The following is a 14,515-nucleotide window of genomic DNA, read 5'->3' as shown; positions in this document are numbered from 1 at the left end:
TGTAGAAGGAGTGGTGCAGGGGTGGGGGCGTCCCCAAAGTAATATCCGACGTTAGATATATTTTCCCGAATGGTAAGTACATTCGGTTTTGCCTGAAGTCGGATAATGATTCTTTCGATCGGCCCGGCGGTGTACCGCCTGAGCCGGGTACGGCAACCCCCGGCAAAACCCCGACGGGGGCACTCCGGCCGGGAGAGGCGTTGTCCGGTGTCGGGTAAAATCGTGCGTGCTGACTATAAAAATCTTATCTTTGTTTCCGGTGGTCTGTCCGTCAGGCCGCCGGATTTTTTTAACCCAACCAGCATAGCTTTATGAAAAGACCCATTTCGAGCCTTGCGGTCCTTGCGGCGGGTGCCCTGCTCGCATGCGGAGCGGCCCGGGCGCAGACCTTCACCGAGTGGCAGGACCCATCGGTGAACGAGATCGACCGGGCGCCCATGCGGGCCTCCTATTTCGCTTACGAGACCCCGGAAAAAGCGCAGGCGGGCGACCCGCAGGCTTCCGACCGTTATCTGTCGCTGAACGGCAAATGGAAATTCTTTTTCGTCGAAAACGCCGACCAGCGCCCGACCGATTTCTATAAAACCGATTACGATTCCAAAGGATGGAACACGATTTCCGTACCCGGCATCTGGCAGGTGAACGGTTACGGCAACCCGGTATATATCAATCCCGGTTATCCGTGGAGCAGCATCGAACGGCCCAATCCGCCGCATGTTCCCTCGCAGGACAACTACGTCGGCTCCTACATCCGCGAAGTGACCGTTCCGGCCGATTGGAAAGGCGACGCGGTTTATATCCATTTCGGGAGCGTGACTTCGAACCTTTACCTCTGGGTGAACGGCCGTTTTGTCGGTTACAGCGAGGACAGCAAGCTGGGCGCGGAGTTCGACCTCACGAAATACCTCGTTCCCGGACGGGAGAATAAAATCGCGTTCCAGGTATTCCGGTGGAGCGACGGCAGTTACCTCGAAGACCAGGACTTCTGGCGGCTCAGCGGCGTGGCGCGGGACGTTTATCTGTACGCCCGTCCGCAGACCCGCCTGGGCGACATCCGCGTGGTGACCGACCTTGACGGACAGTATAAGGATGCGACCCTGAAAATCGACGCCGAAGTGGTCGGGGCGACGGGGGCGACCCGCGTCGATGTGTCGCTGACCGACCCGTCGGGCAAGACCGTCGTGTCGCAACAGGGATTGAGGCCCGCGAAAGGGGCCGTGAAACTGGAAATCCCTGTGGCCGACCCGTTGAAATGGACGGCCGAAACGCCGAACCTTTACCGGCTGCTCGTTACGGTCGCGGGCGGCAGCGGCAAGGCGGTGTCGCAGGAATATATCCCCCTGAACGTCGGTTTCCGTAAAATCGAAGTGAAGAACGCGCAGGTGCTGGTGAACGGCCGCCCGGTACTGTTCAAAGGGGCCGACCGCCACGAAATGGATCCGACCTACGGCTACCATGTGCCGCGCGAAACGATGCTGAAAGACATCGAAATCCTCAAAAAATTCAATTTCAACGCCGTGCGGACTTCGCACTATCCGAACGATCCGTATTGGTACGAACTGTGCGACAGGTACGGCATCTATCTGGTGGACGAAGCCAATGTCGAGGCGCACGGCATGGGGTACGGCAAGGAGAACCTGGGCAGCGACCTGCGGTTCGAGAAAGCGCATATCGAACGGGGGTCGCGGGTGGCGATCCGGGACAAGAACCACCCGTCGGTGATCTCCTGGTCGCTGGGCAACGAATCGGGCGACGGCCACAACTTCCGCGAAGAATACAAGTGGATCAAGGAGTACGACCCGACGCGGCCGGTGCAGTACGAACGCGCGCTGTGGGACAGCAAGGCGCCGCATTACAGCGACATCTGGTGCCCGATGTACACCGGGGTGGCCGAGATGGAGCGCCTCGGCCGGAACCAGGATAAGCGGGTGGACGGACGTCCGGTCATTCTTCAGGAGTACGCGCACGCAATGGGCAACTCGCTGGGCGGTTTCAAGGAGTATTGGGACGTGATCCGCAAGTATCCCAACCTGCAAGGAGGCTTTATCTGGGACTTCGTGGACCAGGCGCTGCGCGGATACGACAAGGACGGGAACATGATCTATACCTACGGCGGCGACTACGGGAAATATACCGTGTCGGACAACAATTTCAACTGCAACGGCCTGGTCAATCCCGATCGGCAGCCCAATCCGCACATGTACGAAGCGGGGTACGTGCAGCGTTCGATCCTGACCTCGCCGGTCGATTTGCAGAAAGGCGTCGTAGAGGTTTACAACGAGAATTTCTTCATCGACCTGTCGCGCTATTATATGGTATGGCGGCTGAAAGCCGACGGAACGACGGTACGGCAGGGGATAGTCCTCGACCTGAACGTCGCGCCGCAGCAGAAAGCGCAGGTCGCCCTGCCGGGATATTCCGTTCCGGCCGACGCGAAGGGCGAGCTGATGCTGGATGTGGAGTACCTGCTGAAAGCGCAGGACGGCATTCTGCCGGCGGGGACGGTCGTGGCTTACGAACAGATGGCGGTACGTCCGTATGATGCCTGGAATGCGGCGGTGGCGGCTGCGAAAGCGGCCCCGAGTATCGAACCGAACACGCGGGCGATCGTCGTGGCGGCCGGAGACAATAAGATCTATTTCAACCGCTGGACGGGGCTGATGACCGATTACACGATGGACGGCAGGGAGTTGGTGGAAAAAGGCTATGCGCTGCGGCCGATGTTCTGGCGTGCGCCGACCGATAACGATATGGGGGCCGGGCAGCAGAATCGTTTCGCGCTGTGGAAAAACCCGGAGATGAAGCTCAAGTCGATCAAGGATTCCACCCTGGCCGACGGGAATATTCGGATTACCAGCGTATTCGAGTTGCCGAAACTTTTCGCGACTTTGACCATCGACTATACCATTAACGGAGCGGGCGAGATCGCGGTGAGCCAGAAGCTGACCACGGATCCGACCCAGGAGAAGATGCCGAACCTGTTCCGTTTCGGCATGGAACTGACGATGCCGGAGTCGTTCCGCACGATCGATTTCTACGGACGCGGCCCGATCGAGAACTATATCGACCGTCAGGGGGCGGCGAAGATCGGCCGTTATACGCAGTCGGTGGACGACCAGTACTGGGGTTACGTCCGCCCGCAGGAGAGCGGCAATAAGACTGACCTGCGCTGGTGGAAACTGACCGATGCCGACGGCGCAGGCCTGCTGATCGAGTCGGACGCTCCGTTCGAGGCGTCGGCGTTGCCGTATGCGATGGAGGACCTGGACGACGGGCCGGCGAAAGACCAGCGTCATTCGGGGTCGCTCGTGAAACGCGATTTCGTGACGCTGAATATCGCTTCGCGGCAGATGGGACTCGGTTGCGAGGACAGCTGGGGCGCCTGGCCGCTGCCTCAGTATCTGTTGCCTTACGGGGATTATGAGTTCGATTTCGTACTCAGGCCGGTGACGCGCCGGTAGTCCGGCTCTGGCGGCCTGTTCGTCCGGTTTTTCGGAAATGAGGGCAGGGGGATGCGAAACGGATTCGCATCCCCCTTTCGTATTTCAGCCGCGTGTCCGAAATCGGGGAGGGTCAGTTCCTCTCTTTTTCGGCCCGGTCGAGGTGGTATTCGAGGGCGCGGACGGAGATGCGCATCTCCTGGATCGAGATGCCGAGCGAGACGATCAGCAGCAACAGCGCCACGCCGAAAGTCCAGACGGCGGCGGCCTGCATGCCTATATAGACAAGGAGTGTACAGACGACGCACAGAAACAGGCTGCCGACGCCGAAAACCTGCATGGAACGGGACAGATAGAGCCGTTTGCGCAGGTTCTCGATCTGTTTCCGGGTTACGGGGGTCGGGTTTTGGTCGTGCTGGGCGGTCAGGTTCCGGATCACTTGCGCATAAGCCAGAAATCGGTTGGTGTACGCGAGCATCAGCAACGAAATGGCCGAAAAAAGAATCGAAGGGGTGGTGAGTGTCAGTTCTTCCATAATTATTGGTTTGAATCGTTCGTTTATCTGTACTGTTCAGGTTTGAGGCGACTGTTCTCTTTGTGAACAAAGAGAACCAGAAAAACTTTTTGAGATGCTTGCGCATCTCCTGAGATTGGCGGATGACTTATCCTTTAATGATTTGTTTTGTAAGGACAGGGGGCTGTCCTTTGTATTTGCATGAATGCCCCCTGTCCTTACAAAACAAAAAACACAGTGTAAAGGGGCATCGACAAACTGAGGCGTCGCAAACCTGCTCGAAAGTTTCTTTGGTTCTTTCTTTTCAAAGAAAGAACAGTGGACTCCACCCTCAACGTACAAATAAACGAACAATTAAAATTAACGGACAAGAACCGCGCCGGATTATATCGGTGGATAGAATGTTGATAACTTTTCAACCGAAAAATTTCCCGTAAGCAGAAAAATCCCATCTTTGTTCACGGTAAACGGTTCCGACCCCGGCTCCAGGCAGCCGGCAGTAAGATTAAAAGGGAACCCTGTGAGAGTCAGGGACTATCCCCGTAGCTGTAAGTTCCATCCAAAGGCCGTGCCGTCCGGTAAACGGACGCCGAAGCCACTGCGCAGATTCTCAGCAAAGAGCGCGGGAAGGCCGCACCGCCCGGAACAAGTCAGAAGACCTGCCGCGAAACCGCCATATGAACCGTAGCTTTCGGGAGAAAAGCCGGTGAACAGGCGTCCCTTTCCGCTCCGTGCGGCGAGGATGCTTTCGCATCATCCGTCCCCGCAAGCTGCCATTATCAACCTTAAAACCATTCGTAAGAGATGAACGGCAGCAACACACCCGACCGGATCGTCAAGCGCGACGGCACCGTCGCGGTTTTCCAGCCCGAGAAAATCGAACAAGCCATCTTCAAGGCCATGCGCGCCGTCGAGGCGCCCGACCGCAAAGCCGCGCACGCCCTCGCCGAAGAGGTCGTCCGCAAAATCGCCGACGAACATCGCCTCGGCACCCCCACCGTCGAACAGGTACAGGATACCGTCGAACAGACCCTGTTCAACCACGGTTACTTCGCCCTGGTCAAAGCCTACCTGCTCTACCGCAAACAGCACGAACAGCTGCGCAGTTCCAAAGAACTGCTCTCGAACCTCGACGTGATCGACGACTATCTCTCGATGGCGGACTGGCGCATCAAGGAGAGCGCCAACTCCGCTTACTCCCTGCAAGGGCTGAACCAGCACATCTCCACCATGATTACGGCCCAGTACTGGCTCAGCCGTCTCTATCCCGACAGTATCGCCGAAGCGCACAAAAGCGGCGCCCTGCATATCCACGACCTCGGCTTTCTGAGCGTCTATTGCGTCGGATGGGATCTTAAAGACTTGTTGCTGACCGGTTTCCGCGGCGTGGAAGGAAAGGCCCAAAGCTCCCCGGCCAAACATTTCCGCACCGCGCTCGGACAGGTGGTCAATTTCTTCTATACCATGCAGGGCGAGGCTGCGGGGGCGCAGGCTTTCGCCAACTTCGACACCTTTCTCGCCCCTTATATAAGGTATGACAATCTCGACTATGAGCAGGTGAAGCAGTGCCTCCAGGAATTCCTGTTCAACCTGAACGTACCGACCCGCGTGGGGTTCCAGACGCCGTTCACCAATATCACGATGGACCTCGTGGTACCCGATTTCCTGAAAAACGAGCCGGTCGTGTGGGGCGGCGAGGTGCAGACCGTGACCTATGCCGATTTCCAGCCCGAAATCACTCTGCTGAACCGCGCTTTCGCCGAGGTAATGTGCCAGGGCGATGCCTCGGGCAGCCTCTTCTCGTTCCCGATTCCCACCTATAATATAACGCCCGACTTCGACTGGAACAATCCGGATTACGAAGGCATCTGGGAGATGACGGCCAAGTACGGCATTCCTTATTTCTCGAACTTCGTCAATTCGGACATGAAACCGGACGACGTGCGGAGCATGTGCTGCCGCCTGAGGCTCGACAAACGCGAACTGATGAAACGCGGCGGCGGCCTTTTCGCGGCCAATCCGCTGACCGGTTCGGTGGGCGTGGTGACGATCAACCTGCCGCGGCTGGGCTACGAGTCGTCGTCCGAGGAGAATCTCTTCCAGCGGCTGCGCCACCTGATGGAACTGGCCAAACAGAGCCTCGAAATCAAACGCAAGGTGATCGAACAGTACACGGCCAAGGGGCTGTATCCGTATTCCAAATTCTACCTGCGCCACGTGCACGACCGGTTCGGGTGTTATTGGAAAAATCACTTTTCGACGATCGGGATCAACGGCATGAACGAGTGCTGCCTGAATTTCCTCGGCGTGCCGCTTTCCAGTGCGGACGGTCTGGAATTTTCCAAGAAGGTGATGAATTTCATGCGCGACGTCCTGGCCGAATTCCAGGACGAGACGGGCAACATCTACAACCTCGAAGCGACGCCGGCCGAAAGCACGGCCTACCGTTTCGCCAAGCTCGACACGGCGCAGTATCCGGACATCATCGTGGCGAACCACGAACAGTTCAAGTCCGGTGCGAAACCTTATTATACCAACTCGACCCACTTGCCGGTGGGCTATACGGACGACCTGTACGAGGCGTTGGAGATGCAGGACGAGTTGCAGACGCTCTATACCGGGGGGACGGTGTTCCATGTCTTTACGGGCGAGAACGCCATGACGGCCCAAGCGGCCAAACAGATGGTCCGCCGCGTGACGGACACGTTCCGTTTGCCGTACATCACGCTTTCGCCGTCGTTCAGTATCTGCCCGTCGCACGGCTACATGGCGGGCGAGCATTTCACGTGTCCGAAGTGCGGGGCGCAGTCGGAGGTGTTCAGTCGGATCGTGGGTTACATGCGGCCGGTGAGCCAGTGGAACGACGGCAAACGGGAGGAGTTCGCGGATCGCAAACTGTTCGACCGGAGTGTCTTGTCGTCGGCTTCTTATCGTTGTGCGTCATGCGAATAGGGGGATTTCTGAAACAGAGCCTGATCGATTGGGAGGGTAAACTCGTGGCGGTAGTCTTCACCAAGGGATGTAATTTCCGGTGCGGCTACTGCCACAACCCGTCTCTGGTGGTGCCGGAGTTGCTGAACGATACGCCGGATGTGCCTCAGGAGGAGGTCTTCGCCTATCTTTCGGCGCGGCGCGAATGGCTGGACGGGGTGGTGGTCACGGGCGGCGAACCGACGCTGCAAAAGGATCTTCCGGATTTCCTGAAACGGGTGCGGGCGTTGGGATTGCGGGTCAAACTGGATACGAACGGGACGCATCCGGAGGTTTTATCTGAACTGTTTCGGGAAAAATTGGTTAATTTTGTCGCGCTGGATGTCAAACATTTCGTCGCGCGGGAGAGCTATGCCCTTGTGACGCCGACGGTTACGGAGGCGCAGGTGGAGGCGGTACGCTGTACGCTGGAGTTGCTGCGCGCCCACGGGGAGGTGGGCCGCCAGTTCCGTACGACGCTGATCCCGGATGTGCATGCGCCGGATACGGTGCGCCGCCTGTCGGAAATGTTCGCTCCGGATAAAATCCGGTTCCAGGAGTTCCGTGACGGAAACCTGGTCCGTGATTACATTTAACCGTTCGTTTATTTGTACGTAGAGGGTAGAGTCCACTGTTCTTTCTTTGAAAAGAAAGAACCAAAGAAACTTTCGAGCAGGTTTGCAGCGCCTCAGTTTGTCGAAAATCTTTTCTTGCAGACTTCTTTGTTCTGTAACGGATAGGGGACATCGGGCATAACGATATTAAAGTCCCCTATCCGTTACAGAACAAACTTTCAAAGGCAAAGGTCATCCGCCAGGCTCAGGAGATGCGCAAGCATCTCAAAAAGTTTTTCTGGTTCTCTTTGTTCACAAAGAGAACAGTCACCTCAAACCTGAACAGTACAGATAAACGAACGTCTATTGTAATCAGGTTTTCGGTACCGGAGGCAGATCCGGCAGCGATAGTCAAGTAAAGAAAACCAGAAAACGAATGGGAAAAGCATACGAGAAATTCCTGGCGCGCCAGGCAGCGCTGGAAAAGCAGTACGATGCGAAATATTACGAAAAGCAGCATAACCGCGGCAAGCTCACCGCCCGCGAGCGGATGGAGCTGCTTTTCGACGAAGGCACGTTCGAAGAGGTGGATGCTTATGCCACCCCGGCCGCAGCCGGAGGTTTCGGCAAATCCACCAACGCCCTGGGCGACGGCGTCATCACCGGTTACGGGACCGTCGGCGGCAAGCAGGTCTATGCCTTTTCGCAGGACTTCAACGTGCTGGGCGGGTCGCTCGGCTCGGTGCACGCCGCCAAGATCGTTAAGATTCAGAGCATGGCCCTCAAGACCGGTTCGCCGCTGATCGCCCTGATCGACTCCGGCGGAGCCCGTATCCAGGAAGGGATCACCAGCCTGAACGGCTATGCCAATATTTTCCGTCAGAACGTCCTTTCGTCGGGCGTGATTCCGCAGATTTCGGCCATCATGGGGCCGGCGGCGGGCGGGGCTGTCTATTCTCCGGCCCTGACCGACTTTATCTTTATGACCGAATCGACCAGTTACATGTTCGTGACCGGGCCGGACGTCGTGCGTCAGGTGCTCAACGAAGAGGTGACGGCCGAGGAGCTGGGTGGCGCTTCGGTGCACTCGACCCGCACGGGCGTGGCCGACTTCGTGTTCAGCGACGACGAAAACACGATCAAGGGGATCAAGATGCTGCTTTCGTTCCTGCCGGCCAATAACATCGAGAACCCGCCGTTCGTAGCCACCGACGACCCGGCCGGCCGGGCGGAAGAGGCGTTGCTCGACGTGGTGCCGGACGACCCGGACAAACCGTACGATGTGCTGGAGGTGATACGGATGATTACGGACCACGGCCGGTTTCTGGAGGTGGGGGCGGGGCATGCCCGCAATATCGTGACGGGGCTGACCCGCATCGGCGGTTATGTGGTGGGGATCATCGCCAACCAACCGAAAGTGATGGCCGGCACGCTGGATATAGACGCTTCGGTGAAGGCTGCGCGTTTCATCAATTTCTGCGACAGTTTCAATATTCCGATCGTGACGTTCGAGGATGTGCCGGGGTTCCTGCCGGGTACGGACCAGGAGCATGCGGGGATTATCCGTCATGGGGCTAAGTTGCTGTATTCCTATACGCGGGCGACGGTACCGAGAATCACGGTTATCCTGCGCAAGGCTTACGGCGGCGCTTATATCGTGATGAACAGCAAGGGGATCGGGGGCGATTTCTGCTATGCCTGGCCGACGGCGGAGATCGCGGTGATGGGGCCGGACGGGGCTACGGCGATCCTCTACCGTAAGGAACTGGCTGAGGCGGAGGATCCGGCGGCGCTGAAAAAGGAGCTGTCGGCCAAGTACCGCGAGGAGATCGCGAATCCGTATGTGGCGGACGAAAAGGGCTTTATCGACGAGGTGATCGACCCGCGTTTCACACGCGAAAAAATTGTCAATGCCCTGAAAACGCTGGAGAAAAAGTCGGTGAGCATGCCGCGCCGCAAACACGGCAATACGCCGCTTTAACGAATATCTGTTTTTAACCGTTCGTTTATTTCGGTACGTTGATGTTTGAGGGTACTGTTCTCTTTGTGAACAAAGAGAACCAGAAAAACTTTTTGAGATGCTTGCGCATCTCCTGAGCCTGTCGGATGACTTATCCTTTGACGATTTGTTTTGTAAGAACAGGGGGCTGTCCTTTGTATTTGCATGAATGCCCCCTGTTCTTACAAAACAAAAAGCACAGTGCAAGAGGCATCGACAAACTGAGGCGCCGCAAACCTGCTCGAAAGTTTCTTTGGTTCTTTCTTTTCAAAGAAAGAACAATGGACTCTACCCTCTACGTACAAAATAAACGAACCATTAAAAAGGAAATATATGATAAAATCGATATTGATAGCCAATCGCGGGGAGATTGCCATTCGGATATGCCGTACCGCCAAGCGGATGGGGATCAAGACCTACGTCATCCGCACGACCAAGGAACCGAATGCCGTTTACTTGGATTTCGCCGACAAAGTGATCGACTTTCCCGATACCGACGGCACTGTGCCCGAATTCCTGGACATCGACAACCTCGTCAAGTTAGCCGTTGAGAACAAAGTGCAGGCCATGCATCCCGGATACGGATACCTGTCCGAGAACGCCGATTTCGCCCAGAAATGCACCGACGCCGGCATCAAATTCGTAGGCCCCCCCGCCAAGCTTATCAAAGACATGGGCGACAAGATCATCGCCAAAGAGATCGCCGCCCGCAACGGCGTTCCTATGCTCCAGGGCAGCGAAGGCAGCGTGAAAGACGTCAAGGAAGGGGTGAAGATCGCCAAAAAGATCGGCTATCCCGTCATTATCAAAGCCGCCTCCGGCGGCGGCGGGCGCGGGATGCGCATCGTGCATAAACAGAGCGAAATGGAACAGATGTTCCATGCCGCCTCGTCCGAAGCGCAGAGCGCCTTCGGCGACCCGTCCGTCTTTATCGAGAAATACCTCGAAAATCCGAAACATATCGAATTCCAGGTAGTGGCCGACGCCCACGGCAACGTGGTGCACCTCGGCGAGCGCGAATGTTCCGTGCAGCGCAAGCACCAGAAACTGCTCGAAGAGGCTCCCTCTTCGGGGCTGGATGCCGCCCTGCGCAACAAGATGGCTCGCGTAGCCGTGAAGCTCGCCAAAGGCGCCGGTTACGAAAGCTTGGGAACGGTGGAATTCCTGCTCGACAAGAACAAGAATTTCTATTTCATGGAGATGAACACCCGCATCCAGGTGGAGCATCCGATTACGGAAGCCATCACCGGGCTGGATCTGGTGGAACTCCAGCTGCGTATCGCTTCGGGCGAGAAACTCCCCATCCGGCAGAGCGACGTGAAACTGAACGGCTGGGCCATCGAGTGCCGCATCAACGCGGAAGACGTACAGGCCAACTTCACCCCCTCGATGGGTGTCATCAAACAGTTACGGCTGCCGCAGGGCGACAATATCCGGATCGATACCGGGATCGTGCCCGGCTCGGAGATCACCCCGTGGTTCGATTCGATGATCGCCAAACTCATCGTGCACGGCAAAGACCGCAAACAAGCGATCGAACGTATGCTGTCGGCCCTGGAGCGGTTCCATATCAAGGGCGTGAAGACGACGATCCCGTTCTGCAAGGCCGTGCTGCACAATGCGGCGTTTTGCAGCGGCGATTTCGACACTTCGTTCATCGAGACGAAACTCGAATCGCTCGTTTACCGCGAACCGGACGAAGAATTGATGGCCGCGATGCTGGCCCTATACCAGTACACGCACGAAACGGTGCCGGACGTAGGGCCGGAAACGGGGATCGACCCGTGGGTGCTCAACCGCCGTATCCGCAACTTGTAATTCTTAGCTACCGAGACCATGACAACGAAGAAACCGAGCAATACGACCAAACTGATCTCACTCAATACCGATACCAATGCGGAATATGAGTTTTTGGTTAAGAACAATTACGAATACCGTTACCGGCGGGGATTGATCCGGATCGATCTGGTGCAGGAGGCGGACGGAGTGAACGTGCTTTCGTGCAACGGGCTGCGCTACCCGTACGAGATCACGCAGCAGAGCGCCAATACGTACAGTATCACGCTGAACGGGGTGAGTTACAATTTTTCGGTGGAGACGCCGTTCTCGCTGACCCGCAAGCGGATGCTGGCGGCCAAGGCCGGCCTTTCGAAAAAAGAGGTCATCAAGGCGCCGATGCCGGGCAAGATACTCGACGTGTTCGTTTCGGAGGGGCAGACGGTGGGAAGCGGCGAATCGCTGCTGGTGCTGGAGGCGATGAAGATGCAGAACACGATATCGACGCACATGAAGGGTACGGTGACGAAGGTGACGGTGGTGCCGGGTAAGACGGTGGGCAAGGATGATGTGCTGATCGAGATCAAAGCGGAGAAATAGCCGTTCGCTTTTAACCGTTCGATTATTTGACAGGAGGAGATAATAGGTTCAGCGATGCGTAAGCATCGCTCGTCCCGCCGCGGTCACGCGGACGCCGCCTGCGCAGGGCGGTACCGTATTGTTTGCGCTGAGGCACCCATGCCCATTCTGCGGGTTTTGCGGCGAGCCGGGCGAGCCGCGCAGGTCGGAACCGCCCCCGGCGGAGGACTGCAACTTCGCTTCGCTTGTTTGCCTCCGCCGGCTTCGCCCTTGAAGAGGGCATGCTTCTTGTAATTTGGGGATCATTTGCAAAAGACGGTACAAATCCAGGGGAAACCTCCGACCGGTTCGATGCGTATCGCGCTTTCCGAAGGACCGTCGCTATCCCACCCGGTAACGGGACAATACAGTAAAGAATATGGAAAAGAAATTCAAACGCGAAACCCTGTGCGTGCAGGGCGGGTGGCAGCCCAAAAAAGGCGAACCCCGCGTGCTGCCCATTTATCAGAGCACGACTTTTAAATACGAAACCAGCGAGCAGATGGCGCGGCTGTTCGACCTCGAAGAAGCCGGGTATTTCTATACCCGGCTCCAGAACCCCACCAACGACGCCGTAGCCGCCAAAATCGCCGCCCTCGAGGGCGGCGTGGCCGCCATGCTCACCTCCTCCGGGCAGGCCGCCTCGTTCTACTCCGTCTTCAATATCTGCTCTGCCGGCGACCATTTCGTCAGCGCGTCGGCTATCTACGGCGGGACCTTCAACCTCTTCGCCGTGACCATGAAAAAGATGGGTATCGAGGTTACCTTCGTGGACGGCGACGCTCCCGCGGAGGAGATTGCTCGGGCATTCCGACCCAATACCAAGGCCCTGTTCGCCGAAACCGTCTCCAACCCCGGTCTGAACGTGCTCGATATCGAAAAATTCGCGAAAATCGCGCACGAGCACGGCGTGCCGCTGATCGTGGACAACACCTTCCCGACACCGATAAATTGCCGGCCGTTCGAATGGGGCGCCGACATCGTGATCCACTCCACCACCAAATACATGGACGGCCACGCCGCCGCCGTAGGCGGAGCGATCGTGGACAGCGGAAACTTCGACTGGGAAGCCCATGCCGACAAGTTTCCCGGCCTGACCGCCCCCGACGACTCGTACCACGGGCTGACCTATACCAAAGCCTTCGGTAAAGGCGCCTATATCACCAAAGCGACCGCGCAGCTGATGCGCGACCTGGGGTCGATCCAGTCTCCGCAGAACGCTTTTCTGCTGAATATCGGGTTGGAGACCCTCCACCTGCGGATGGCCCGCCATTGCGAAAACGCGCAGAAAGTCGCCGAATACCTCGCTTCGCGTACCGACAAGGTGGCGTGGGTCAATTATCCCGGCCTCCGGGGAAACAAATATTACGAACTGGCGCAGAAATATATGCCCGGCGGGACATGCGGCGTCATCACGTTCGGCCTGAAAGGAGGGCGCGAAGCGTCGATCCGTTTTATGGACAGCCTGAAGCTGGGGGCTATCGTGACCCATGTGGCCGATGCCCGCACCTCGGTGCTGCACCCCGCGAGCCATACCCACAGGCAGCTCACCGACGAGCAGTTAGTTGCGGCGGGCGTGGCTCCCGACCTGATCCGTTTCTCGGTCGGGATCGAAGACGCCGGCGATATTATTGCCGATATCGAGCAGGCCTTGGAGCGAAGCGACAGATAGTATCGGATGCGTTGCCGGCCGTGCGTTGCCGGATACGCCCGGTGGCCGGGAGCGCGGATAGCGGCTGAAATACAATAAGCCGCTGTCTTTTTGGTCCGATACGGGTATCTGCCGAACGGGTCGAACGACGAAGGTAGCTATATGCGACTTTACCCCAATCGGACAATGGTCTCTCCGCACGGCTCTGCGGTGCCGCCCGAACCAAATATGGTAAACCTTAGCGAAAGCCCCGACGGAGGTTGCTCCGGCCGGGGCTTTTTCTGTTCGGGAGGGCGGAAATCAGTTGAAAACCGGGCATACGTATAAAAGAGGGTAGAGTCCTAGTGTTGCCCTATTTTACATTGCATCGTTCTTTCGGTTTGCGCCGGACCGTTCGGGTCTTTTGTCCGGTTTTGCGTCGCCTCGTGCCGTCCGGTGCCGAACCGAAATGGGGTTTGTATCCGGTCGGATATAGTCGTCCACTTATTCTATGTAATTATCGTCGATTTATCTGTGAAATCATGCGGAGGCGCCGGAAATTTCCGGCGCCTCCGCTTTTTTATATCGTCGTTTCCGGGAAATATTACTGGAAACGCCTTGTCTTTCCGTGTTAAAAACCGTTCGGTTTTTCCGACAATGCAAAATACCGTCTGGAGCCGGAGTTTATTTGTCGAATAGAGAATGATATTTTCTTAGTAAAGAAATTTTTAGACGCAGATATTTGCATAAATAAAAATATGGTGTATATTTGAAGTGCGATGTAAGAAAAACCGAACGGTTATAAATACAATAAGTCAAAATCGTTATCGGTGTTCATATTTCCGAAACGTATCGGTAATCTAATATTCAGGTTTAGCTAACGGGTACCTAACACGGCGCCTCTACTTTTGTCCTCGCAGCGGGGGCGGCAGGGAAGCGAAAAGCATTTGAAAAGGGTTTATATAAGAACTTATCCCCGAACCGGACTCCGGCCCTTAAAAGCCGGAGTAAAAG

General features: G+C 56.7%; 8 protein-coding genes and 1 riboswitch. Of the genes, 7 read left to right on the top strand and 1 reads right to left on the bottom strand.

What is annotated here, in order from left to right:
• Positions 1–311: 311 nt before the first annotated feature.
• A complete protein-coding gene (gene lacZ / locus RIKMI_RS0105230) occupies positions 312–3,461 on the top strand; it encodes a beta-galactosidase, LacZ type (protein ID WP_027290739.1) in 3,150 nt (1,049 codons plus the stop codon).
• 112 nt (positions 3,462–3,573) lie between these two features.
• Here lacZ and RIKMI_RS0105225 read toward each other — a convergent pair whose 3' ends face one another.
• Positions 3,574–3,975, bottom strand: a complete 402-nt coding sequence (locus RIKMI_RS0105225) for a DUF2721 domain-containing protein (protein ID WP_027290738.1) — start codon at positions 3,973–3,975, stop codon at positions 3,574–3,576.
• A gap of 430 nt (positions 3,976–4,405) precedes the next feature.
• Positions 4,406–4,635, top strand: a riboswitch (cobalamin riboswitch).
• A 123-nt stretch (positions 4,636–4,758) separates the two neighbouring features.
• On the opposite strand from RIKMI_RS0105225, the gene RIKMI_RS0105220 reads away from it, so the two are divergent.
• The 6 genes from RIKMI_RS0105220 to RIKMI_RS0105195 all read left to right on the top strand — a co-directional run bounded on the left by RIKMI_RS0105220 (position 4,759) and on the right by RIKMI_RS0105195 (position 13,543).
• Complete coding sequence (locus RIKMI_RS0105220) at positions 4,759–6,906, top strand: ribonucleoside triphosphate reductase (RefSeq protein ID WP_027290737.1); 2,148 nt, start codon at positions 4,759–4,761, stop codon at positions 6,904–6,906.
• The gene (locus tag RIKMI_RS13115; protein ID WP_037291546.1) at positions 6,897–7,520 is read left to right on the top strand and encodes an anaerobic ribonucleoside-triphosphate reductase activating protein; all 624 of its coding nucleotides are present in this window, start codon (positions 6,897–6,899) and stop codon (positions 7,518–7,520) included. The genes RIKMI_RS0105220 and RIKMI_RS13115 overlap by 10 nt, the downstream gene beginning before the upstream one ends.
• 394 nt (positions 7,521–7,914) lie before the next feature.
• Positions 7,915–9,459, top strand: a complete 1,545-nt coding sequence (locus RIKMI_RS0105210; RefSeq protein ID WP_027290736.1) for an acyl-CoA carboxylase subunit beta — start codon at positions 7,915–7,917, stop codon at positions 9,457–9,459.
• A 351-nt stretch (positions 9,460–9,810) separates the two neighbouring features.
• Complete coding sequence (locus RIKMI_RS0105205; RefSeq protein ID WP_027290735.1) at positions 9,811–11,295, top strand: acetyl-CoA carboxylase biotin carboxylase subunit; 1,485 nt, start codon at positions 9,811–9,813, stop codon at positions 11,293–11,295.
• 18 nt (positions 11,296–11,313) lie between these two features.
• A complete protein-coding gene (locus RIKMI_RS0105200) occupies positions 11,314–11,853 on the top strand; it encodes an acyl-CoA carboxylase biotin carboxyl carrier protein subunit (protein WP_027290734.1) in 540 nt (179 codons plus the stop codon).
• Positions 11,854–12,250: 397 nt separating this feature from the next.
• Positions 12,251–13,543, top strand: coding sequence for an O-acetylhomoserine aminocarboxypropyltransferase/cysteine synthase family protein (locus tag RIKMI_RS0105195; RefSeq protein WP_027290733.1), 1,293 nt, complete (start codon positions 12,251–12,253; stop codon positions 13,541–13,543).
• The last annotated feature ends 972 nt before the right edge of the window (positions 13,544–14,515 follow it).

Origin of the sequence: Rikenella microfusus DSM 15922 (assembly GCF_000427365.1) — a bacterium.
GTDB lineage: Bacteria > Bacteroidota > Bacteroidia > Bacteroidales > Rikenellaceae > Rikenella > Rikenella microfusus.
The sequence above is the reverse complement of the archived record's forward strand: the minus strand, read 5'-3'. Positions and strand labels throughout refer to the sequence as shown.

Coding starts and splice junctions, on each gene's coding strand:
- lacZ (WP_027290739.1), top strand. CDS start 312: ATGAAAAGACCCATTTCGAGCCTTGCGGTCCTTGCGGCGGGTGCCCTG.
- RIKMI_RS0105225 (WP_027290738.1), bottom strand. CDS start 3,975: ATGGAAGAACTGACACTCACCACCCCTTCGATTCTTTTTTCGGCCATT.
- RIKMI_RS0105220 (WP_027290737.1), top strand. CDS start 4,759: ATGAACGGCAGCAACACACCCGACCGGATCGTCAAGCGCGACGGCACC.
- RIKMI_RS13115 (WP_037291546.1), top strand. CDS start 6,897: ATGCGAATAGGGGGATTTCTGAAACAGAGCCTGATCGATTGGGAGGGT.
- RIKMI_RS0105210 (WP_027290736.1), top strand. CDS start 7,915: ATGGGAAAAGCATACGAGAAATTCCTGGCGCGCCAGGCAGCGCTGGAA.
- RIKMI_RS0105205 (WP_027290735.1), top strand. CDS start 9,811: ATGATAAAATCGATATTGATAGCCAATCGCGGGGAGATTGCCATTCGG.
- RIKMI_RS0105200 (WP_027290734.1), top strand. CDS start 11,314: ATGACAACGAAGAAACCGAGCAATACGACCAAACTGATCTCACTCAAT.
- RIKMI_RS0105195 (WP_027290733.1), top strand. CDS start 12,251: ATGGAAAAGAAATTCAAACGCGAAACCCTGTGCGTGCAGGGCGGGTGG.